Raw genomic sequence first — 24,494 nt, forward strand, 5'->3', positions numbered from 1 at the left:
TCAACTTTCTTCCTTATCTTGGAGCGCAATTTAGCACTGTATAATCTTCATTAATCGTAACTCAAAAGATCAACATGCAGGAAACAAGCATAGCTGACAGTGTTGTAAAACATGAATTCAACAGGTCCACCGAAAAATTTCATGTTATTGCCAGCTGGGTAGGTCTTATTTTAAACATCGTTTGGTTTATCAGCGATTATTTTATTATTAAAGAGTACCTGGTTCCCTTTTTTATTTTTCGTATCGCAGTATCAACTGTTAGCGCCATTATTCTTCTTCTGAGAAAATCGCTTGGCATTAACATTTACACCTGTATGTTCATTCTTGTTTTGGGAATCTCTATCCAGAATGCCTACATGTGGAGTGTTATGGATATCTCACATTTTCAAAAGCATGCCTTCGCCTATATGGTTCTTTTTATTGGCGTTGGAATGCTTGTGCTTTGGGAACTCCGACTATCTCTGCTCCTTGTGGCAATGACACTGGTGGCCAATTTTATTTTTTACATGCTTAACAGCGAACTTTCAATTGATGATTTTCTTATTAATGGCGGATTAATCACACTCACGGTGGTTATATTTTGTGTGTTTCTTATACGCACACGCTACCGTTTAACTTACAACGATATTAAAATCCGTTTAGAACTTGAACGTTCAAAAAAAGTAATTGAACAGAAACACGAAGAAGTCGTTTTGCAAAAAGTAGAAATACAAAATCAAAAAGATACGCTAGAAGAAAAAAATCGTGAAATAACAGACAGTATCAATTACGCGAAAAACATTCAAAGTGCATTTATCCCTTCTGAACAAAAATTTAATTCTCATTTTAAAGATAGTTTTGTTCTTTTTAAACCTAAAGATATTGTAAGTGGAGATTTTTATTGGGTACACGAAAAAGACGATATGCTTTTTTATGTCACCGCAGACTGCACCGGGCATGGCGTTCCTGGAGGTTTTATGACCATGCTTGGATTATCTTTCCTGGACGAAATTATAGCAAGTCAGAATATTTCTGACCCGTCAGAAGTTTTGAATTTAATGCGTGATAAAATTATCAGCACTTTAAACCAAACAGGAAATTTTGGTCAGAATAAAGACGGAATGGATATTACTGTTTGCTGCATTCACAAATCTAAAAAGGAATTGGAGTTCTCATCAGCAAATAATGACCTTTATATTATCCGCAATAACCCTTCATTGCCCGAAGGAAAAGAATTTTTCGAATACAAAGCCAACAGGCAGCCTTGTGGGTACAGTGATTTCAATAAGCCTTTTACAAAACACATTATTCCTTTAAGCGATGGCGACAGTATTTATACCTTTACAGATGGATTTGCCGATCAATTCGGTGGCCCTAAAGGCAAAAAATTCAGGTACAAACAATTCGAAGAAATGCTTCTTAAGAATTCTCACATTGGATTCTCTGCTCAGAAAAATCTTTTAAATAATGCTAACGAAACCTGGAAAGGTACATTAGAGCAAGTTGACGATATCCTGGTAGTGGGAATAAAAATTTAGTACAGGATAAACTTCTTATCTGCTTTCGCTTTTTCCAGAAGTGTTTTCTTGTACGTCATTATCAATTGAGCTTTGCGCATATTGATAATGAATTTCTTAATATTCTGAGCTTCAAAATTTATAGGCGATAATCCATTTTTAACTTTTACATCTTTTACTTTCAGGTAATAGAAGTATAAATCGTCTGTGAACTCTACCACGCGACCTGCACTTAGATTAAAGTCGGGTTGTTCTTTCAACGCGGGAATTTCTTTCTTGATATCATCCAGAAATAACCAGGTACTATCATTCATGAAAAAATTTTCGGCATTCTGTATACAAAGTGTTTTAAGCTGCTCTTTATCTTTAACAGTAGAAGATCCCAAAAGTTTCTTAATTTTAGGAAGCGCTGGAGTTCTTACCGGAATTTTAAAATAATTTACTTTGATAATATTTTCCTTCAAAATAAAATTTGCCCGGTGCTCATTGTAGTAATTTTCTATTTCTTGTTTTGAAATAGCTGTATCCAGGTTAGCTTCAATAAGTTTTGTTTCATAAACATAATTTATCAGCGACTTGCGATATGCAGCAACCTGTTCTTCCACATTAAGCTCCTCCTCATTAAGCTTACCCAATGCTTCCTGATTAAATAAAGCCTCTATAGCCCAGCTCTCAATCGATCTTTTGGCATTGTAAATACTATCCTTGCTGTTTCCGGAAGAAACAAACTCTTCCATAAATTCGTTTACATCAAGGTTTTCCTCTCCGGCCTTCGCTACAATTTTCGCATCCGTTTGCTTTTCTTCTACAGATGTTTTACACGAGAATGTGATCAGAAAAATAAGTATGTAAAAAAAATATCTCACTCGAATAATTAAGTTAAAGTTAAATGAAACTTTCAAAAAGTACTAAGAATTAAAATAAAAAAACCGGATGGTCTCCTGATACTATCGGGAGGAACATCCGGTTCTCTTTTCAGTCAAAGATTATTTTATGGTATCTAAAACATCCTGGTTAACTTTCACGGTATACTTACTCTTAAGATAAGCAAGCCATTCTGCGTCAAGGTAATTTTGATAATCAGCAGTTACGTTACCACGACTCTCTCCTAGTGTTTTTGGACTTTTAGGCATAATTGTATTAACAACAAGTACAGAAACATTTTTTTCATCCTTAATGTCATTTGCTGCAACTCCTTTCGCCCAGTTTGCATCAACATTTTTATTTTCACCTTTTAGGTAAGTAATATTTTCAGCTGACACGTTTAACTGAGAAGTTTTATTCAGACTCTCTGTAATTTGTTTTTCTGTTTTTCCAGCTTTTAACATCTTACGAACTTCTTTCGCAACTTTTTCGTTCTGACATTTATAAATTGTCACGTCAGCGCGCTCTTCCCATAAATAATTATTTTTATTTTTTTCATAAAAAACTCTTAAACCAGCGGTGTCTTTAACGGCCTTACTCCAAACCTTTTGATCGGTAAGGTCGAATAATAAAATCCCATCGCGGTACTCACGATAAAGATTAGCAAACTCAACATATTTTTTATCCAACTGAGAATCTTCATAAGCTACAATACTTTCTTCTACCCAGGTTTTGTACATACCTTTCATAAGATTATCGGCATCGCCATTAGGACGGAAAGTCATTTGTGTTTCCAGAAACTTAGCAAAATCATTTTGGGTGTAAGATTTACCACCAAGATTAAAAATTTCTTTATTCCCCAGTTTAGCTGCTCTCTCTGCTTTCCAGGTCGCTTTTAAATAGGTTGAATCTAAAACCTTACTTAATTCATCGCGGTTTTTTAAATTTTCTTTAAACGCACTTTCTTTCTTAACACGCTCAATTAAAGCTACTCTACCCATTTGCGAGCGGCTATCACGTGCAATGCGCGCTTTAAGTTCATTTTTAATCTCATTAAAAGGAGGAACACCCTTTAACTCAACGCGTTTAATGAGATGCCATCCGATCGGAGTTTCAACTGGTTCGCTTACATCACCATTGTTTTTTAATGCGAATGCTGCGTCTTCAAATGATTTAGGATACTTATCTCCTTTAAAGGGTTGTAATTGCCCACCTTTGTCGCTGCTTTGTTTGTCATCACTGAACTGACGAGCCAGGTCTTCAAAGCTTTGTCCTGCTTTTACTTTAGCATAAATCTCATCGATCTTGGCCTTTGCATTAGCTTTGTCTTTGTCAGAAGCGTTTTTTGGAAACTTCGCCATGATATGCTCTACAACTATTTCTCCTCTGCTTGTTCTTTTGTCGTAAACTTTCAGGATGTGGTATCCAAAACGGGTACGCACAATCTGGCTTACATCCCCCACTTTGGTGGCAAATGCAGCTACTTCAAACGGATACACCATGTCTAAAGTAGAAAAATAAGGAAGGTAACCTTTATTATCTGCGGCAGAAGGATCTTCACTTAAAGCAACAGCTGAAGCCTCAAATTTATCAGCGTTTTGTGATGTTGCGCCGAGTACTTTAATGAGTTTACTTTTTGTTTTATAAGTTGTGCTGTCTTTGGCTTTAAATTGTTTAACAACCTCTGTAGTATTTTTCAATAGTTTATCATAACTCGCAACTTCAGCGGCTGTTGGCATTTTTCCCATCACAGCATTTCTGATTATAGTTATTCTTGTCCAGGCTTCAAGCGTATCTTTAGGTAAAGCTGTTTCATCTATCTTCACAAGAATATGACAGGCTTTCACCTCCGTTTTCATACGTTCATATCCTTCTGTCAACAAATTCTCATTTGTATTTTTGTCGGTTAAATAAGGAGCCGCCAGCTGGCGTCTATAACCAGCTAATTCTGTTTTAAAAGAGCTTAAAGTATCCAATCCAAGGCTTTCAGCTTCGTAAACTTTACTTTTGTATAGTGAGAAAAGGTCTACATACTCCTTAACAGGTTTACTTGTAGCACTCGACTCTTTACCATTGTTTTTATGATAAACGGCTTCAAATTCGGATTTTTTAATGGGTTTGTCATTAATTGTCATTACAGTTGGATCCTGAGCCTTGGCTGTGTTCACAAATGTCGTAACGGCTAAAGCAACAACAACTAGTCTACTATTCTTCATACTTTAAAAATTTTGTGCAAATTTAATTTTTCTCTTGGATTATTTGATGATTTCAGCGAGTTTTTCATCAAGAGCAGCGCCACGCAGATCTTTCGCTACGATTTTGCCTTCTTTATCAATAAGATAATTTTGTGGGATACCGGTAACGCCATAAATTTTTCCTACTTCATTCCCCCAGCCTTTTAAATCACTAACATGTGTCCATGTTAAGTTATCTTGCTGTATTGCGTTTAACCACGGGTCTTTATTTGAGTCCATAGAAACACCTAGCACTGTAAACCCCTTATCTTTATAACGGTTGTAAGCTGCAACAACATTTGGATTTTCAGCGCGGCATGGCCTGCACCAGCTTGCCCAGAAATCGATTAACACATACTTACCTCTGAAATCCTTAAGGCTAACTAATTTTCCATCAGGTGTAGTTTGTGAAAAATTTGTAGCAGTATATCCTACCATCGTCCCCTTCGAATCTTCTACACGTTTGTTACTGGCCTTTATGAAAGAATTGTTTTCAAGACTCTTATCCACATAACTTAAAGCTTCTATAACTTCAGTTAAAGGAATTGCGGCATTGTTTAAGTCATTCCCAATCACATATGCGCTAACCGCTGATTTTGGATGCGTTTTAATGAAGGTTTTTAAGCCCGTCATGTATTGACCGTTCAAATTTTGGTATTCTGCCTTAATAGCATTCTGTGCGTTTACATCGTTGTTTTGTGCAGCCGTGTTAAAGTCCGCCTGCATTTTTTGTTGAACAGCAATGAGATTATTTATAAAAGCTCTGTATTCCAAATAATCTAAATTTGCAGAGCCCGCCTCTACTTTCGAAAATGCCATTGAATCCGCTTTCAAAAATGCTTTTGCAGGATTCTCATCGGCGAAAAAATAAACACCGGTGGGATCATTAGCGATGGTAAACCAATAAAGAGTTGGCTCTGTACTTTTTAAATTAAAGACAAATTTGCCGTTAGAAACTTTCGCGGAATCTATTAACTCTTTTTCACCAGACTTATGCGTTAAATAAACGGTTTTACCAGAGTAGTTTTTAATAGTTCCATCCACTTTAACCGAGAACTTTTTTTCAAGAGCTTGTTTTTGACCAAAACTTTGAACGAAAACAAACGCTGAAACAATAAGAAGCATTCTTTTTTTCATATGTCGATATAATTGCTTTTTTAGGTCATATGTAATAGCCTCCTGATACTACCAGGATTATCGTCGTTGACTGATTGTTATCGGTAAACCTGGCTATTCATATCTTTTTAATAGTGTTTTTAATTTCATGTGGTATAGCCGTGTTAACTTCCCTAGCTTTCGCCTGGTGAAACATGGCTGTTTCATATGTCAATAATATTGCTTTGTAAGTGTCATGTAATACAGTTCTATTGCACAATTAGTACATTCCATAAACATGTAGATTACATAATTACCAGCGTATCAACAAATATACCAAGATTTGAAATGAGTTTTTGAAATTTAGAATTTTTAACCTTTAATAGGCATATTTTTGGGCAAAAAAAAACCTCTTGTTTTCACAAGAGGTTTTCAGATTCTCCTACTCTAGAAGTGCCACAAATCGTGTTCCTTCTGAAAAATATCCTGTTTAATCTTATCTGATTCAAGAAGAGCATCCAGGCCTTTAGAATACTGGTCTATGGTGCGATCATAAACGTTTGACTCCTTTTTAATAGCGCTAGAAAATTGTCTCTTCCAGAAAATATCTTCGAAAGTTCTTCTCTCGCTATCATTTCTTGTGTTAAACACTTCGTGTTTAGCAAAGAAAGGTCTGCAAGCTGGGAAATAAACATAAAACTGATTTACACAACCTAAATCTTCTTTCCCTTTAAGAGAAGCACTGAAACCCAATCCAATAATCCTAACTTCAAGAGTAGATTTTTGTTTATCGAAAAACCAGTCTTCTTTTAATTCAATCTCGCAAAAATTTTGATAAAGCCAGGTAGAATCCACTGACCCCGGAACTTTAATAGTGAAAGAATTACCTTGATCGTCAAATTGTTCTTGCTCTACCGAATCACCTTTAATAACCATTTTCTCACGAATTTGAGCTCTTTCCCATGGAATTAAGAACTCTTCGTCAGTAAAAGCAATAATCTGTCCAGATAAAATATACTTGGTCATTAATTGCATGATCGAAATTCTACTTACTACCGGATCAACAGGAAAATAAAGGGGCTGATTCACTTTCTCACGGATATCTATAATCCGCCAAATGCGTTTCTCCCACGTTACATCTCCTTCACGCAAATGCGTGTAAGGAATAAAACGACGGTTTACAGCGTTTTCCTTGTCATAAACCCCGTCTTTGTAATCACCAGGTTGAAAAATACTTTGTTGAGCCGTGATTGAACTTACAACCAAAACCATCAAAGCCAATAGCAAATTATGAGAGGAAATTTTCATGGTCATTATTTGTTAAATTATCTAAGAACTTTAATACCACAAGTCGACGCATACGACTGGCCATCCGGTCCTTTTACTTTAATATCAATATACAATTTAGTTCCAACGTCAGCCGATTTAAAAATTGCAATAGCGTCAGGGGCTAAATTCGCGCCGTTTCCATTTGCTATCTTAACTGCGCCTTTAACTTTACCTACAATCTCGTAGCTCTGAACAATGTAATTAGCTGCAAAATCAAATCCGTTTGCGCCAGCTCCAATAGCACCTACAGTACTAAGGTCGCCTTTTTTCATCTCAGCTGGTGCAAATTTACCACCAATCTTAGCTTCCGGTTTAGGAAGTGGTTTTACCCTGAATTTTTGCGGTGGTCCAACAGGTTTAACACCGTCAGGCCCCCTTTTAGAAACAGTAATCATACAATCACCAGTTCCTGTGAATGTGAAATCATATTTCCCAGCTTCACTTTTAGGAGTAAATTTAACGCCTGCACCACTAGCTGTGATTACGATGTCACTTGGAGAAACTCCGGCAGCACCAGCAGAAACCGGATTTGTAACTCCACGGTAAAACACATTCATTTGGTCAGCAGAAACAGCCACAGCTGATTTAGCCACTTTGTACTCTTGTTTAAAATTATAATACTCAAAACTACCATCGGGTTTTTTATATTTGATAACTCCGAAGTATTTTACGTCACCAGGAGCACCAGTTCCTGCCTGGTATTTCCCCATCCCTCCTTCAATTGGTAACAAAGTACCCTTACCGCCTTTAGCAGCAGCAGCCGAGTCAATACCTAACATCACTTCCATGTCACCTGCACCCAATTTTGAATTGGTAGCTGCTAAGAAAATTTCAGCTTTGTAAGGCTCACCTGCAGAAATGTAATTAGATGGAGCTATAACTTTCGCATAAATGTTATCAAATTTGATAGCTAATTTACCGCTTGCACTACTAAATACCTGTAATAACTCTGCTTCAAGGTTTTTAAGATCCTGCTGAATTTTATTCATGTTAACAAACACAGCAGCCATAGGTAAATGGTCAACCATATCCATTTCCCACGTGAATTTTATTCCATCCTCTTCAAATCCACTTGCAACCGGCTTGATGTAGCCAATTTTCTTTTTCAAGTTGTTATAGTCATCAGGCAATAAATGGGTTCCGTCTGTTTTCTGCATTTTATCCAATTGGCCAACCAATTTATCATGCAATGCTTCCAGTTTTGCTTTCAATTCAAATGCAGACAATGGACCTTTATTTGGATTATGCTCATCTGCTCCAATTAAAACCTGAGTTGGAACGTCGTAGTTATCAATAATTGGTTCCCAGGGAATGTGTCTAAGGTTAATTGTATCGCCTTTTACTTTAACACTCTCTTCAAATCCACCAACAACGCGCATAAAATTACCCTTCACTTCATCAACATATTTGTACAATTCATTGATGTCCTTTTGAGCAAGTAATGCCTGGTTGTAGTATGGTTCTGCAGCTTTATTACCATTAATAGTTGCTTTAAAAGCATCCGTAACGCGGGCATTGTTCTCAACAATATTCTTTTTGGACTTCTCCAAGCTATCGTTCACTGAAAGATAACCCTTAAGAATCGCTTTTGAAACGTTTAGAGCTAACATGGCCGTTAGTACCAGGTACATTAAGCCAATCATCTTCTGCCTGGGGGTTTCTTTTCCGCCTGCCATTTTATATTTTTATTTTTTTTAAGTAAAAGATATCTATTTAAATAATACTAAAATCAATTTTAGTTACACCAATTAAGATGGTCTAACGTTCATTGCGCTTAACATGTTACCATAAACTGTGTTTAGGGCCGTTAAGTTAGTAGATAAGGTTGCCATTTCCTGACGGTATTTTTTAGTATCGTCAACAGAATCGTGAAGGTTTTTCATCAGATCAGCTAAACCATCATAGAATTTAGTTGTAGCTTCCAAATGCGATTGACTTCCTTGCAATTGCAATTCGTAAGTAGCATTTAAAGCTGATAAATTTTTAGAAACCTTAGTTAAAGAATCACCAATAGAAGAACCAGCGTCATTAGAATCTGCAAGGTTTGCCATGGCATCTGCAGCTCTGCTATAAGTATCAGATAATTGTGTTACGTTTTTAGAAGCGTTTTTCACACTGTCAACGTATTCGTTTGTAGCGATAGTCGCATTGCTAATATCAGAAATTTTACCAGTTGTGTCTGTTAAAGCTCTGATTCCTGTTCCTAAACTTTCGATTAATTCAGGTCCGATCTTAGCATCTGCCAATAAATTATCTAATTGTTGAGTTATAGGTAAATTTTCTTCTTCTTCTTCGTGTATTTTTTCTTCATGTCCCATACCTGCCAATTCAGGATAAGCAAGTGTCCAGTCAACCTCTTCGTGCGGAATATCAAGACCGAAAGCGATAAATAAACCGGTTTCAACTATCAGACCTACAGGTAACATGATTGAGGCCCCTGGATAGTGCATAATTTTAAATAGGGCTCCTAGAATAACAATAGCCGCACCGAAACAGGAGGCAATGTGCATTATTTTTTTTCCGCCTTTTACTTTAGGTAATCTACTCATAGCTGTTTTTTATTAGTTGTGTTGGTTATTTTTTATGTTAGTTGTTAGTTTTTTTAGAAATTGTCGTATTTAGAACGACCGAGGAAAGTCATCACATTTCTGAAACCAAGGTAGCATTTAGCTGTATCCTGGTATTCATAAGTGCGGGCACTTGTTTGCAGATAGTAACCAACGTCTTTCCAGCTTCCTCCACGAATTACTTTACGTTTTAAAACGTTAGCATCTTTTTCCTGAGCTTCGTAAACATAATCAGGATTGAGATCGTGTTGGAAATCATAAGCAGATTCATCAAACGCATTGCTAGTCCACTCAGAAGCGTTACCAGCCATACAATACAAACCGTAATCATTAGGGTTATACTGATAAATGTAAAGCGTGTGAAAACCACCATCATCAATATAAGAACCTCTTAAAGGTTTAAAGTTACCGAGGAAACATCCTTTAGAGTTGCGGATATATGGACCTCCCCAAGGATACGGAGATTTTTCCAGTCCACCACGAGCTGCATATTCCCATTCACTTTCAGTTGGTAAACGGAAGTCGTTAATAATTGACTGACCAGTACCGATTAAAAAATTGTTTAATAAGTTAGATCTCCAAACACTAAAGGCGCGAGCTTGTTTCCATGTTACACCTACAACCGGATAATCATCATAAGATGGATGCCAGAAATACATGTTTGTTAGAGGCTCGTTAAATGAATAAGTAAAATCGTGTATCCAGGCTAAAGTATCAGGATAAACATTAATAATATCTTTTATAATAAATGCAGATCGGTCAACACCCTTGCGTTCTCTAGGAACGTAGTTCCCCTGACCAACAGAAACCTGATCCTTAACGTTATATGTACCCAGCGTTTTTGTATCTTTTGAAGGATCTGTAACGCCTGTTGCAGGAGTACCTGCGGCGCCATTCTGACCATCATTTAAGGTTACACCATTAATATAATCTGCTTTTTTATACTCATGAGCGGCATCCTGTACATCTGGAGATTTATTTGGAATAAATCTGTTTGATTTAGAGGCAGCCAGACGTATGTCTACTCTGTAATATTCATAATTCAACTTACGGGTATCAATTTCTTTTCTGTTATAGAAACGCTCTCCCTCAGGTAAGTACATAGGTTGTAAAATACCACGGATCTCCTCGTCGCCCGACGCCCAGTCAATTTCATTCTCCCAATTTACGTAAGGCTCCTGTAGATTATTGTCACCTGTATAAACAGGCCATGTTTGCAAGAAGTCTTCCTGAGTTATACCAAAAGCCTCCTCTTGACCACCTGCAATTAATAAGCGGCGTGCTATAGAGTCACGCACCCAATATACAAACTGGCGGTATTCATTATTAGAGATCTCAGAATCGTCAATATAAAACGCCTGTACCGAAACCATTTTAGATTTGGTTGTATGCGCCATAGGAGACTCCTCATCATCGGGCCCCATGTGGTAGCTTCCCATTGGAATAAAAAGCGTTCCAAAAGGATCAGGCTGATACCATTTCTCGCGGCCAACGACACCGATCAACTCACCGGAACGTTTGTTGCAACCTGCAACAACAGCTACGAAGGACGCTAATATCAAGAGTTTTTTCATATTACTTGTTTTTGTTTATAACCGCAACTTTAACTAAGGTTACATTGCTGCTTTTTTGTAAAGTTATTAACATTAATTGTTAGTTGTAAAAGGTTTAAACGAAATTTTCACTTAAAGGTTACACTATTTTATTCCAAAAATCTATCATTACGGTAACTTGTCTTAGTCTTAGGAATAGGTGTGTAACAAACACCTACGACAAATTCAACTGAACCGGTAGAATAAGTTTTTAATTTTGGATTTGTAAAATCATAAGATAAACCTACTTTATAACTTAAAGCGTTTCCTTTTAAAGCTTGTCTTTGGAAACCTGCAAGGATTGCAGCAGCATCGTTAACGCGGTAAGTTCCACCAATCCAGATCATGTCGCTCCACAAGAATGTTAAGTTAGCATCTAAGGAAGATGCAGCTAAGTCATTTTTATACAAAACGTTTGGTGTAATCTTGCTCCATTTGTTAATTTGAAAAGTGTAACCAGCCATCAAATAATAATGGGCTTTTTCTTTAAATTTTAATTTACCTTGCTCAATTTCCTGAGAAGGAAGGTGAGTAGATGATAAACCAATATATGCTTTGCCAGGGATGTTATAAAAAACTCCTAAACCAAGATCATAAGTCACTTTGTTTAAATTTCCATTTGTAAAAAGTGGACTGCCATTTGGGTTCGTTCCGCCAGTTCCAGGGATTGAATTATCGACTTCTAAAGGTTCTGGTACAATCCATGTTGAACTGATAGTTTTTTGCAGAATACCCGCATCGATACCTACTCCTAATGTTCCTGCGCCTAATTTTTTGTTGAAAGACCCAGCTAAACGTACATAATTTGTGGTCATTGGTCCGATTTTATCACTCATAACAGTAATACCAAGACCAATTGGAGCGGCTTTTAAACGCATATCAGCAGCCAAAGCAAAAGTTGTTGGCGCACCTGTAAAACCCAGCCATTGTTTTCTGTACTGCAAAACTCCACAAATAGCACCTGTAGTACCGGCATAGCCTGGGTTGTAAATGAGTTTGTTGTACATGAACTGAGTAAACTGAGGATCCTGTTGAGCGGATGCAACCCCAGTAAAACCTGCTACTGCAAAGGCAATTTTAACGAAAAGTTTTTTCATACTTTGTTTTTAAGAAATTACGTCGCACATTTAATAGAATGTACTTAGGCTGCTAAATTAGTTAAAGAATTTTAAAAAACAAATACTCAATGTCAATTTTATTGGGGCCCTAGATGAAATTACTCATTTTAAAGGCTTTAAGTTCAAATTTTGTTAACTTTAACTGGTTGAAAAACCAGTTTATTTAGATAGGTTTGCTTTCTATTTTAGATTTTTAAAAAGTTAAATAAGTGACTTAAACGTTAATTTAGTGTTAAAACATCAAATCAGGTTTTAACATTCAAAAACAAATTTAAATGCACCGCATAACTATAAATTTGCCAGATAAAATATTACTTGTATATTTGCAGCCCGAAATAAAATAAAACTAAATATAATGAAAAAAGAAATTCATCCGGAAAATTATAGAATGGTCATCTTTAAAGACATGAGTAATGGCTACTCTTTTTTGACACGTTCTTGCGCTGATACTAAAGAAACTTTAACATGGGAAGACGGTAATGAGTATCCTCTTGTAAAATTAGATATTTCAATGACTTCTCACCCTTTTTATACTGGTAAACAAGTATTAGTAGATACTGCTGGTCGTGTGGATAAATTCCGTACGCGTTATGCAAAAAAGAAATAATCTTAAATTGATTTTGATTTGAAAAGCCCCGTTACCAGCGGGGTTTTTTTATTTAGCTTTTTTTGAAATCTTTTCGTTATTGGAGGTAGAATGGTGCTACGGTACAGATGTATCCTGAAGTTTGAAAGCCAATAATTAAATCAAATTCAAAAGTTTTTCCATCTAGGATCCTGAATGGTGTTCTGCCAAACCATACTTCTTGCTACAGTATAAAATCTTAAGCGCTTCCTGTTTTTCTTAGTTTGATGCTCTTGCATTCTCTATCATTAAAGAGTTTGCTACAAACTTTTTTTTATTATAGGCTTGGATTATCAGGGCACCTGCGCCTGAGAAGCAATTTGAAAAAAACTATGATGTCTTTTTTACTACTTTCCGATACAGAATTTGGTAAAAATATTTTCTAATAAATCTTCGTTAGTGACCTGACCGGTAATATTTCCAAGTTCCTCAAGGGCATATCGAATGTCTAAAGCCAATAGATCACTCGCGATATTTGTATTTAATCCTTTTGTAACATTGTCTAAAGCTAAGCCTGCATTCTTAAGTGCATTTGCGTGGCGGGCGTTTGTTACGATTGTATCAGAGGTGTCAAGTGTTCGCATATCAAAAAGCGAAACGAGTTTTTGCTGGAGCACATTAATGTTCTTATGTTCTTTCGCAGAGATTAAGATCATATCCTCAAATTCAGAAAATTCTGCTTTAAGATCGTCATAATTCTCAGTGTCAATTTTATTTGCAACCACCAGTAATTGAGATGTGCCGATGTATTCTTTTAAAAGTTCAATTTCGTTTTTGAGATCGCCACTACTCAGGTCATGGGAGTCGAAAAGGTAGATAATGATGGCTGATTTTTTCATTACCTCAAGCGCTTTGTTCACGCCAATCTGCTCGATGATATCGGTTGTTGTGCGGAGACCGGCTGTATCAATAAAGCGAAACAAGACACCATCAATAGTTATTTCATCTTCTATGGTATCGCGCGTAGTTCCAGGAATTTCGCTAACTATGGCTCTGTCGTCATCCAACAGAACGTTCAGTAAAGTAGATTTTCCGGCATTTGGTTTTCCGACAATCGCCACCGGAACACCATTCTTTATAACATTTCCAAGTTCGAAGCTATTTATGAGTTTATGAATAACCGAATTAATAGTGGTGATAAGATTTTTAAGATCTTTACGGTCTGCAAACTCCACGTCTTCTTCACTAAAATCAAGTTCAAGTTCAATCAGGGAGGCAAAGTTTACAAGATTACTCCGAAGTACTTTTATTTTATCGCTAAAGCCTCCACGCATTTGTTGCATAGCTACCTGATGCGACACTGAAGAATTGCTGGCAATAAGATCTGCCACGGCTTCAGCCTGACTAAGATCTAATTTTTTATTCAGGAAAGCGCGCATTGTAAATTCCCCAGGTTGGGCCATGCGGGCTCCAGCGTCTAAAAAAATCTGGAGTAACTGTTGTTGTATAAAATAGGAGCCGTGGCACGAAATCTCTGCACTGTCCTGTCCTGTGTAAGAATTAGATCCTTTGAAAATAGTTACCAGAACCTCGTCGATAATCACTTCCTGATGAATAATTAATCCAAAGTTTGCAGAGTGTGAAGGTTTAGAAGCGAGTGATTTTTTCTTGAGTGACTTTGTAAAAAAAAATTGATCTACAATGTGGATGGCCTTTGGGCCGCTTAGCCTTAATACGGCAATAGCAGCACTACCGTGAGCAGTTGCCAGAGCCACTATAGTGTCGTCTGTTATAAATTTCATGAAGACACTAAAGTATCTAAAATTCTCTGGTTAAAAAATAATGACGGAATAGAAATATTTTGTTATTTATCTTGTGACTAGCTGCGGAAGTAGTAAACTCCGGGCTTATGCTGAGTCTTATTTTTTTTTGTCAATATCATTAATTTTTGTTTACTTGCAGTAAAATTTAATCTACCTTTAAACTTCAAATTTTGCCGATGAATCTTTTTAAATACATGTTTAATAAACATTTTTTGGTACTTGCCTTAACGGCAGTTTTTTTTGCTTCCTGCAATGAAACTAAAACAGAAGATGATAAGGATGATTTAATAGAAACTCCGGATACAGTAAAAGCTGCAGTATTAAATATTGGCGGAGAACTTTTCAGTGTACCTTCTCCTATTCAAACAGCACTTCTGGTTCAGAAGAGCGGTGTGACATATGATAAATCTATTCTGAGCGCACCTAACAAAGTTAATACTTACTCTACTGATTTTACACGCGCTTTGAACCTTGGCATATACGGTGCAGATCTTGGTTACGTTTCACTTTACAATCAAACACAGGACGCTTTGGGCTACCTGGCGTCTATAAAACAACTTACTGATAAATTAGGTATATCTGCGGCTTTTGATGGTCCGACCATGGAGCGAATTAAAAATAATATTACGAATAAAGACAGTATGATGGTGCTGGTGGGTATTGCTTATAGAGGGAGTGACGCTTATTTAAAAGAAAATCAAAGAACAGATATCAGCAGTTTGATTCTTACAGGAGGATGGATTGAAAGCATGCATTTTTCATTAAATGCTTATAAGAATAAATCGACCGATGTTATTCGTTTTCGAATAGCTGAGCAGAAACAAGCTCTCGGAAGTATTATAAAAATACTTGGCGGGTACCCTTCACCAGAAGTTGCAGAGTTAACAAAAATGCTGACTGATCTTTCAAAAGTATACGACGGCATACAATTCAAGTACAATTTTGTTGAACCTGTTACAGATACTTTAAAAAAAGTTACCTATATCAACAGTACAACAGAAGTAATTGTTACAGATGACCAATTGAAAAAGATTGGTGATAAGTTAGGTGAGATCAGGAATAAAATCGTTAATACAACAAAATCATAATAAATCAGATGAAGAAATTTATTTTAGTCCTGACATTTGTTGCAGCAGGCACTTGTATTAATTTGAAAGCACAGTGCGACACTATTGCAAGCATGTGTGCCAAACATATTATTTCGAGCTTTATTTCTGACGGGCAACAATACCGTTCACTTTTACTTAACTCTGAAGAATACGCCGAATTTCACACTACTTTTTTCGGAGAAACAACTTATCGCATTGCTGCGTGTAGTGGAAGATCGGATGGTAATCTGATCTTTAATATTTACGATCAGGACCGTCATCTATTATTCAGCAATCACGGTCAAAAAAATGCTCCGTATTGGGATTTTAAAGTGAAATCCACTGTAGAAACTATTATTGAGGCGCAACTGGATGTTAACAAAAATCCAGGTTCAGGATGTGCCGTTATTTTGATCGGCTTCAAGCAAAAATAATTCTGAAAAAATAATTTTCTTTTAAGGATAAAAACGCTGTTTTTATCCTTTTTTTGTATCTTGGAGCTCCTAAATCATTACACAGGATTACATTCTTAATGAAGCTTAAATTCATTTTATTTGCATTGATTTTTTTTAGCACTGTTTGTAAGAGTCAAACAGCGTGCGAATTTGAATTTTTAAATGACACACTGACACTTCCTGAAGAAGGAAAGGTGTTGCAGGGAACATCGCTCGAAACTACACTCAAAAATTTATCCGTTATAAAAATCTTTCAATCCAGTAATCCCAAAGATGATTATTTGTACCTGAGAATTCTTGTAACAAAAAATTTCTACTTCAATAAAGTAGATAAACTTGAATTACGATCAGGGAGTAAAAGCTATTGGGTAAAGCCTGATAGCAAGCAATACAAGATAAGCAAGACTATGGGATTATTTGTAGTTCGCGTTGCCAAAAATTACATTGTTACTTTAAAAGAGGAGGGAATAACATCCATTGTATTTGGTGGTGCTGAAACAGACTTCACTAAACAGGACGCCCTACAAATTAAAAAAATATCACGTTGTTTCTATGAAACTATTTATAGAAAATAATAAAAACAAACCATGAGTGAACGAATATTAAGAGCCCTGATGCAAATGTTCGCAATTATTGCGAAGGTGGACGGCATTAACAATACGGGAAGACAGATTGTGCAATCCTTCTTAAAGCAACAATTAAATCTCGAGCAGGTTGAAACTTATTTAAAGATTTTTGATGAGTACCTGGAGTCTCACCAAAACGCCAGTAAACGTAAAGAAGGCGCTGCAAAAAGAACCTCTCTGAATTCTGTAAAGGTTTTAAAAATATGTACCCAAATAAATCAGGAATTAGAACAACCTCAAAAAGTGATTGTGCTTATTCGTTTGCTGGAGTTTATTTATTCTAGTAACGAAATTTCTGAGCAGGAATATGAATTCGTTTTAACGGTAGCTGACACGTTTAATATTCCAATGAATGAGTTTCAAATGTTGAAAGCATTTATTGAAGATAGCGCCGAAAGTATTCCTGATAGCCCGAACATTCTGGTAATTAATGATAAGCCAAATGGTTATCAAAATCAAAGCAGACATGTTTATTGCGAGCCCATGCATGAAGACGTTCGTATTGTGCAGATAGAAAGCGTGTCGATGTATGCTTTGAGGATTTACGGGAAGATAGAATTACAATTAAACGGTCAAGGCATTTCGCGGGAACGCGTTCACATTTTCACACCTGGATCTTCGATTCGTTCAAGCAAAATAAAGCCCATTTATTATAGTGATGTTATCGGTCGTTTTTTAAGTGATGAATCACGTCCGAGAATCACCTTTGAAGTTACCAATCTTGAATACAAATTTAAAGGTGGTAAACTTGGCCTGAGAGACATTAATATCAGTGAAGAAAGCGGTAAGCTCATTGGCATAATGGGCGGCTCTGGTGCCGGAAAATCAACCTTACTCAATGTACTTAACAGTATGGAAACTCCCAGCGGGGGATCTGTAAAAATTAATGGGAAAAATATTCATACAGAACAAGATCAGATTAAAGGCGTTATTGGTCACGTTAGCCAGGATGACTTATTGATTGAAGAGTTAACCGTTTATGAAAATTTATTTTACAACGCGAAACTTTGTTTTGGAAATCTTCCGGATGAGGAAATTGCAAAAAACTGTAATGATCTTTTAGCCAGCTTAGGCTTAAGTGAAACCCGGCATTTAAAAGTAGGCTCACCATTAGAGAAAACTATTTCCGGTGGGCAACGTAAACGCTTAAATATTTCGTTAGAATTAATTCGTGAGCCAAGTGTTTTATTTGTAGATGAGCCAACATCCGGTTTATCATCGCGTGACTCTGAAAATATTATGGACCTTTTAAAGGAGCTTGCTTTGAAAGGAAAATTAATTTTTGTTGTTATCCATCAACCGTCATCAGACATTTATAAAATGTTTGATAAGTTAATGATTCTTGACGTGGGCGGTTACCCGATCTATTACGGAAATCCGGTAGATGCTGTGAGTTATTTCAAGCGCTTGGTGAATCATGTAAATGCTGAAGAGTCTGAATGTGGCTATTGCGGGAATGTTAACCCCGAACAGATTTTCAATATTATTGAAAGCAAGGTGTTGGATGAATATGGGAATTTAACTTATAATCGTAAAGTTAGTCCGGTGACGTGGAATACACATTACAAAGAACTTATTGAAACCGATATTCATACCGAACGGAAGCATACAGAGATACCGGAAAGTATTTTTAAAATTCCAAATATCTTAAAGCAATTTAAAGTGTTTTTAACGCGTGATGTAAAAAGTAAACTTACAAATACGCAGTACCTTTTGATTAACTTTATAGAGGCTCCCCTACTCGCCTTTATCCTCGCTTATCTTGTACGTTATTTTAATACAGACGAAGAAAACAGCAGGGGCTACATTTTTAAAAACAATGAGAATATTCCGGCCTACATGTTTATGTCGGTTGTAGTTGCTCTCTTTATAGGTTTAACGGTAAGCGCCGAGGAAATTATTCGTGACCGTAAAATACGTAAGCGTGAATCGTTCTTAAATTTAAGCAAAGGCAGTTATTTGTGGAGTAAAATCGTTATCATGATTGCGCTTTCGGCTATACAGACACTGACATTTGTTCTGGTTGGAAATTCCATTTTAGGCATTCAAGGGATGTATTTAGATTATTGGATCATCCTGTTTACATCTTCGTGCTTTGCAAATATCTTAGGGTTAAATATTTCGTCTGCCTTTAACAGCGCAGTGACCATTTACATTTTAATTCCTTTCCTTATTATTCCGCAATTATTACTGGCAGGTGTTGTAGTGAAGTTTGACAAATTAAATCCAACATTAGCTACGCAGGGAAGTGTTCCCATTGCAGGCGAAATAATGGCAAGCAGATGGGCTTTTGAGGCATTAGCTGTAAATCAGTTCAAAGAAAATAAATATGAAAAGACCTTCTACAAAGAAGATAAGCGTATTAGTATTGCCTCCTATAAGAAAGATTATTGGATGCAAAAGATCATTAACAAGGTTGGGAAAATTGACAATGAACTGAAAGCTGGTAAAAAAACTACAGATTTAAAAGAAGACATTGACTTATTGTATAATGAACTTAAAAAAGAAGAAAAATACAGTAAGAAAAAGTGCCCTGTATTGGCAGATATAAATCCGGAAAAGTATGCGGAGACTACTAGCAGAGGAATTAAAGACTATTTAGGAAATACTTTAAAGACACACTATATCAACGTAGACATAGCAGCCAGGAAGAAACATAATGATCTAACTCTGCAGCTGATAAAAGAAGTTGGTAACGATGGGCTGGTGGCTCTTAAAGACGCCTCAGAGAACGAGAGCTTAACCCAGCTTGTAAAAAACGCCAACGATATAAGTGGAGAACGTTGTCTTGAGAAAAACGGACGTCTCATTCAGCAAACTGATCCGGTATTTCAGGATCCGATAGATTCTAAATTTGGTCGCGCTCATTTCTTCGCCCCGCGTAAAAACTTTTTTGGCTCGTACTATTCTACTTTCTGGTTTAATATTTGTGTTATTTGGGGTATGAGCGTGAGCCTCATCATTACACTTTATTTTGATGTATTTAAAAAAGTGCTGGATGGTATTGAAAATTTATTTTCTATGTTTAAGAAAAAGAAAGTTTATTAATTGTCTTCTCTTCAAATTAAGCGCCGGTTTATCCGGCGTTTTTTTATTAAGAAAAGTAACTGCCCAGTCTAGAATTGAAAATAGATGAATGGTTGCATTTCACCACTCATAAGCTGGTACATTAAAAAGATAGCCATGATGGCCAGAATTCCCATTACTAGAAAAGAACGGGAAGCGAACCATGTTCTGTAGCTTTCTTTCATCCTTTCGGGAAGCCAATGTATAAGATACCCCAAAATAACCAAAGCAAAAACAAATTTGTAACCGCTTAGTATATTTATTATTAGATCGGAACCCATATGATTTTTTATGCGGTCGAAAATAGCTTCAACAGTAGTTAAACTTGAACTTCTAAAAAAAATACGTGTGAAGCTAATAAAAGTAAGGGTGAGGAGCATGAGGATTATTTTTACGCCAAGATTTTGTGTATCTCGAAAAGGCGATATTTTTTTCCAGAGCTTATGCGCTATCAAACCAAGCCCGTTGAGTCCTCCCCAAATGATAAACAACCAACTGCTACCGTGCCAGAGTCCACCAAGTAACATGGTTACCATGAGATTGATATTTGTATTGATGCTTTTTCTAACTGCAGAAGAAAAATAAGCTATTAATAATAAGAGGATAGCAATAAAAAGAAACACTAAAATGAGCCAGAGTTTACCGCTCAATAAAACGAGAAAAATAATTAGAATAGAAATAGCTAAATAAGAACCCAGTGTTCCCTTCCTGTTTCCACCCAGAGGAATGTAAAGGTATTCCTGCAACCAGGTGGACAAAGAAATGTGCCAACGCTTCCAGAATTCGCTAGTGCTTGTTGCTTTGTAAGGAGAATTAAAATTCATTTTTAAGCGAAAGCCCAGTATAAGGGCGATTCCGATTGCCATGTCGGTGTAACCGCTGAAATCCATATAGATTTGCAAGGAGTAGGCGAAAATTCCGATGATAGTTTCAATACCTGTATAAAAATTGGGATTGTCGAAAATCCTGTCTATGTAATTTACAGCGATGTAATCTGCGATAATTTTTTTGCAAAACCCGTTTATGATCCAGAAAAAAGCAAGTCCAAATTCTTTTCTCTCTAACTTATAAGGCTCGTAAATCTGGTAGATAAAATCGTGAGCTTTTACAATGGGACCCGCTACCAGATGTGGGAAAAAGCAAACAAAAAACCCATAGTCGAAAATACTTTTAACAGGCTCAACTTTGCCACGGTAGAGGTCTATGGTGTATGACAAAGATTGAAAGGTGAAAAAAGAAACGCCAACCGGCAAGAGTAATTTATCGACACTAAAATGCGTTGAGAAAAAAGTATTCGAGAACTGCGCGAAGTGATTGTGAAAAATTACATGATCGCCGGTTATTTGGTTAAAACTTTCTGTAAAAAAATAAGCGTATTTAAAATAACAAAGCAGGGCTAGGTTCAAGATAACACTAACTGTTAAGAAAAGTTTCCTGTGTAATGGTGAAGAAGACTTATGGATCTTTTTGCCCCAGAAATAATCACTACAAATAGTGAAGAGTAATAAGATTACAAAAACTCCGCTGGTTTTAAAATAAAAGAATAAACTAACAGCTAACAAATATATTGTACGAAGTTTGTTGACTTTATAGACGAAAGAATAAAAAACGAGAACGATAAAAAAGAATGCCCAAAACACCAATTGCGTAAAAAGCAAAGGTTTGTCCTGGGAATAAGTAATTATTTGATTTAAAATATCGATGTTATTTCTTTTTTTGATTAGTCATATAAGATTTTCTCACGGCTTCATACATGAGGTTTCCCAGGATAGTATAGCCTTTGTTAGTGAAATGCACTTTGTCTTTAGAGGCGAGTCCAACCTTTTGCCATTGCAATATCGATTTGTATCCTCCCATTACTGAAAACAAATCCCAAACTGCAACATTATGTTTAGTCATTAATTCAAACATAGCATCCTTTGCAGTGATTGTTCTTTTATTAGAAGTTTTTCTTTTTATATAATTATCTGTGGTTGTTGTAAGAATGATAGCTGCGTCGGGGTTTGCTTTTCGAATGCTTGCAATGAGTGTATCATAGTGCTCAATGTATTCTTCTTTTTCGAATGTTTTTGATTGCGTATCATTTACACCCAGTGAAATGATAAACAAATCGCCCTCAATTGCTTTCAGTTGTTTTACAAAATCGGCGCAGCGTAAAAAAGAACTGCTGGAGGCTCCGTTGGCCCCAAGTCCGGCAAGATAAAAGCCGGAGGTAAGATCGTTTTCCATGCTCATGCCGTAAAGAATAAAATCTTTGGTAAGCGTATCTACGCGTGTCATTTCAAAAAGAACTGAATCGATAGGTGTAGTGAACTTAAAAAGGGTATAGCCATCTTCCTTAAACTCGGCGCGTTCGTATGTGGCGCTATCTTTTGAAATTACTTTGAAACTAAAACTAGAATTAAAATTATGAAATACTTTAACCACGTTTACCAATTTGCAAACCGCTTTTTTAGTAAGCGCTACACCAAAAGTATTGGCACTGTCGTTTGAGGTAATACTCATAGCATTCATACCAAGTGGTAAACAAAATTCTTTCCCAACAGCCCTGCAGCGCTTCCATTTTCCATTTGAAAAAGAAGTTGCATACGGTTGACTATTTGTTTTAGCAATCTTATAAGGAAAAGTAAAATAACCGCCACCTGTAGTATTATTTTCGGCCTGGAAAGCTGAAAGGAAAACATTGCTCCATGTTCCACCCTGGATATGAGATCCACCTATGTGCACAATGTTTACGCGTACATTCTTTTCATCTTTCAACCGGTCTAATTTTTTATAGAACTTTAAAAAAGATGAACTATCGTTTGAAAAAGCCAAATGATTGTGCTGAAATTTGATAAAGGGATATTCTGAAACGGTATCCTGGGCAGATAATTCGAAAAGAAAACATAACGCAAGTGTCAGGAAGGACAAGCGTTTAAAAGATAATAATTTGGTTAAGAGCAGGTTCAATGGATTGTTTTTAGATAGAGGTTATATTCTTTAATTAGTTCAGAGTAAAAAACAGTTGCGATCTTGCGTGCACCCTGGGGGCTAAAATGCGTGTAATCCGTGGCCGCTAATTTCTGATCAACCCATGAAGGCATACTGTTTTTGCCTCCCATAGCATCGTACATATCAAAAAAAGCACAATCACTGTCGAGTACTACTTTTTTAAGAGCGTTACGCATAGTTTCTAACAGAGGGTAAGTCACATAATCTGTTCCTTCTTTAATGCTCATATCTGAGGGGCCAATAAACAAGATGCTTGCATCAGGAGCCATTTTTTTTATTAACGAAATTTGATACCTGATATAATTTGAAAAATTCACAGCCATTTCTTTATCTCTTATGGCAGGCAATGAATTGCCTCCAAACTGAAGTATGATGAGTTTCACGTTCAGGTAATCGTAAAACTGTTTTAACTGAGAATTATTTATCTGGTGAAAAAATGTGCCACTACTTCCCCGCAGAGCTATATTATCGACCATTACGCCAGTTTCAGTTTCCAAAGACATGGCGTAAAAATCGGGACTATCCTTTCCTTTAAATTTTAAAGTATGTGTATTGGACCCATTACCCACAGAATACTCCTTCATGCGGAGAATTCCCCCAGCTTCAAGACTATCGGCGGCAATTAACGCCGGACCGTCGTATACTTCGCACCAGGTTCTTTTTTTTGCGCCACCGTAAAATAATTTTACTTTTTTGTAACCCATCGCATTCGCACCACCAAATTTTGTAGTTGTAACCATAATACTTGAAGACACAACAGCATTAGTGTCTCCCACTTTTTTATAAGGACTAAATCTGCTGAATCCAGCTAAAACGCCATAATTACTGTGAGGTACGCGCTTATCTTTCATTGTAAATACATTGTATCTGTCCCACCCTTCGCCTGTAGTAATCCTGTTGATAGCACTTGAAGCGATTGGCATAAGCGAAATGAGCCCCGGACCCTGGCCACCAAATTGGCCTTGTAATTTTATCCGTAAATAATCTGTTATACGATCGCCTTCTATTTGACTGTCGCCATAGTGAAGAACCCTTATTGCCGTTGGATCTTCTTTGAGTTGATACAAGGCATCGAAAAACTTTCGCAGTGCATTCTTATTTCGCATTTGAATGGAGGTGATCAATTTTGCTGAAGAATCGGTATTGTAAAATTCTGAACTACTTGAAGCCGTATCCGGGCTTGAAGCTCCAGTTCTTTTTCTATTTTCAATTTCTGCTGTTATCGAACTGTCTACATCACTAAGCGGTCTTTTAGTATCTGCAGGATCAACAATAGTAAAAGAAGTATCAATCGCGTCAACGGCTGTTATAATCTTCGAAATATCTTTTTTACTGGAATGAATTCCCAGAAGAGTATTCAGATCCGGAAAATTTAGGGCCAGGGAACTATTTAACCTCACTCCTTGTTCAGGAAATGAAAAACTTAAGAGTCCGAGCACTGAAAAAATCAGAATCCCAAAAACCAGACTATGCCAAGGTTTGTGCATTTTATAAAAATAAGAAAGAAGCCTGTGTGCGGGAAAAAGAGACCTGAAGAGTTGTTCACAAACAGCCTTGGATAAGATGTAGGATTTTATGGTTA

The 24,494-nt window shown here is 36.5% G+C and carries 18 protein-coding genes; 6 read left to right on the forward strand and 12 right to left on the reverse strand.

Going from position 1 to position 24,494, the window contains the following annotated elements:
• Positions 1–74 precede the first annotated feature (74 nt).
• Positions 75–1,517, forward strand: coding sequence for a hypothetical protein (locus CNR22_02620; GenBank protein PBQ30711.1), 1,443 nt, complete (start codon positions 75–77; stop codon positions 1,515–1,517).
• Here the strand turns inward: CNR22_02620 and CNR22_02625 are convergent.
• The 8 genes from CNR22_02625 to CNR22_02660 all read right to left on the reverse strand — a co-directional run bounded on the left by CNR22_02625 (position 1,514) and on the right by CNR22_02660 (position 12,274).
• Positions 1,514–2,362: a hypothetical protein gene (locus CNR22_02625; GenBank protein ID PBQ30712.1), complete on the reverse strand. Its 849-nt coding sequence runs from the start codon at positions 2,360–2,362 to the stop codon at positions 1,514–1,516. The genes CNR22_02620 and CNR22_02625 overlap by 4 nt on opposite strands.
• A 120-nt stretch (positions 2,363–2,482) precedes the next feature.
• Entirely contained in the window at positions 2,483–4,576 is a 2,094-nt protein-coding gene (locus CNR22_02630; GenBank protein ID PBQ30713.1) for a hypothetical protein, read from the reverse strand.
• Between the two features lie 39 nt (positions 4,577–4,615).
• The gene (locus tag CNR22_02635) at positions 4,616–5,413 is read right to left on the reverse strand and encodes a hypothetical protein (protein PBQ34792.1); all 798 of its coding nucleotides are present in this window, start codon (positions 5,411–5,413) and stop codon (positions 4,616–4,618) included.
• 723 nt (positions 5,414–6,136) lie between these two features.
• A complete protein-coding gene (locus CNR22_02640; GenBank protein PBQ30714.1) occupies positions 6,137–7,003 on the reverse strand; it encodes a hypothetical protein in 867 nt (288 codons plus the stop codon).
• An 11-nt stretch (positions 7,004–7,014) separates the two neighbouring features.
• Positions 7,015–8,694, reverse strand: coding sequence for a hypothetical protein (locus CNR22_02645; protein ID PBQ30715.1), 1,680 nt, complete (start codon positions 8,692–8,694; stop codon positions 7,015–7,017).
• A gap of 72 nt (positions 8,695–8,766) precedes the next feature.
• Positions 8,767–9,567: a gliding motility protein GldL gene (locus tag CNR22_02650; protein ID PBQ30716.1), complete on the reverse strand. Its 801-nt coding sequence runs from the start codon at positions 9,565–9,567 to the stop codon at positions 8,767–8,769.
• A gap of 53 nt (positions 9,568–9,620) precedes the next feature.
• Complete coding sequence (locus CNR22_02655) at positions 9,621–10,958, reverse strand: gliding motility-associated lipoprotein (protein PBQ34793.1); 1,338 nt, start codon at positions 10,956–10,958, stop codon at positions 9,621–9,623.
• A 329-nt stretch (positions 10,959–11,287) separates the two neighbouring features.
• Positions 11,288–12,274: a hypothetical protein gene (locus CNR22_02660; protein PBQ30717.1), complete on the reverse strand. Its 987-nt coding sequence runs from the start codon at positions 12,272–12,274 to the stop codon at positions 11,288–11,290.
• 376 nt (positions 12,275–12,650) lie between these two features.
• On the opposite strand from CNR22_02660, the gene CNR22_02665 reads away from it, so the two are divergent.
• Complete coding sequence (locus CNR22_02665; protein PBQ30718.1) at positions 12,651–12,902, forward strand: 50S ribosomal protein L31; 252 nt, start codon at positions 12,651–12,653, stop codon at positions 12,900–12,902.
• Positions 12,903–13,267: 365 nt separating this feature from the next.
• On the opposite strand, the gene CNR22_02670 is transcribed toward CNR22_02665, so the two are convergent.
• Positions 13,268–14,662 (reverse strand): tRNA uridine-5-carboxymethylaminomethyl(34) synthesis GTPase MnmE, encoded by a 1,395-nt coding sequence (locus CNR22_02670; protein PBQ30719.1) that lies wholly within the window; start codon positions 14,660–14,662, stop codon positions 13,268–13,270.
• 197 nt (positions 14,663–14,859) lie between these two features.
• Between CNR22_02670 and CNR22_02675 the strand changes: the two genes are divergently transcribed.
• The 4 genes from CNR22_02675 (at position 14,860) to CNR22_02690 (ending at position 19,900) form a co-directional block, all read left to right on the forward strand.
• Positions 14,860–15,771: a hypothetical protein gene (locus CNR22_02675; GenBank protein ID PBQ30720.1), complete on the forward strand. Its 912-nt coding sequence runs from the start codon at positions 14,860–14,862 to the stop codon at positions 15,769–15,771.
• An 8-nt stretch (positions 15,772–15,779) separates the two neighbouring features.
• Positions 15,780–16,205, forward strand: coding sequence for a hypothetical protein (locus CNR22_02680; protein PBQ30721.1), 426 nt, complete (start codon positions 15,780–15,782; stop codon positions 16,203–16,205).
• Between the two features lie 125 nt (positions 16,206–16,330).
• Positions 16,331–16,801, forward strand: a complete 471-nt coding sequence (locus CNR22_02685) for a hypothetical protein (GenBank protein PBQ30722.1) — start codon at positions 16,331–16,333, stop codon at positions 16,799–16,801.
• Positions 16,802–16,813: 12 nt separating this feature from the next.
• Positions 16,814–19,900 (forward strand): ABC transporter, encoded by a 3,087-nt coding sequence (locus CNR22_02690; protein ID PBQ30723.1) that lies wholly within the window; start codon positions 16,814–16,816, stop codon positions 19,898–19,900.
• A gap of 68 nt (positions 19,901–19,968) precedes the next feature.
• Here the strand turns inward: CNR22_02690 and CNR22_02695 are convergent, their stop codons facing one another.
• From CNR22_02695 to CNR22_02705, 3 genes are read right to left on the reverse strand one after another with little or no spacing between them, the layout of a single operon-like run.
• Complete coding sequence (locus tag CNR22_02695) at positions 19,969–21,621, reverse strand: membrane-bound O-acyltransferase family protein (GenBank protein ID PBQ30724.1); 1,653 nt, start codon at positions 21,619–21,621, stop codon at positions 19,969–19,971.
• A 1-nt stretch (position 21,622) separates the two neighbouring features.
• The gene (locus CNR22_02700; protein ID PBQ30725.1) at positions 21,623–22,870 is read right to left on the reverse strand and encodes a hypothetical protein; all 1,248 of its coding nucleotides are present in this window, start codon (positions 22,868–22,870) and stop codon (positions 21,623–21,625) included.
• Entirely contained in the window at positions 22,867–24,399 is a 1,533-nt protein-coding gene (locus CNR22_02705) for a hypothetical protein (protein ID PBQ30726.1), read from the reverse strand. The genes CNR22_02700 and CNR22_02705 overlap by 4 nt, the downstream gene beginning before the upstream one ends.
• Positions 24,400–24,494: the final 95 nt, after the last annotated feature.

It is taken from the genome of Sphingobacteriaceae bacterium, from assembly GCA_002319075.1.
Classification (GTDB): domain Bacteria; phylum Bacteroidota; class Bacteroidia; order B-17B0; family Aurantibacillaceae; genus Aurantibacillus.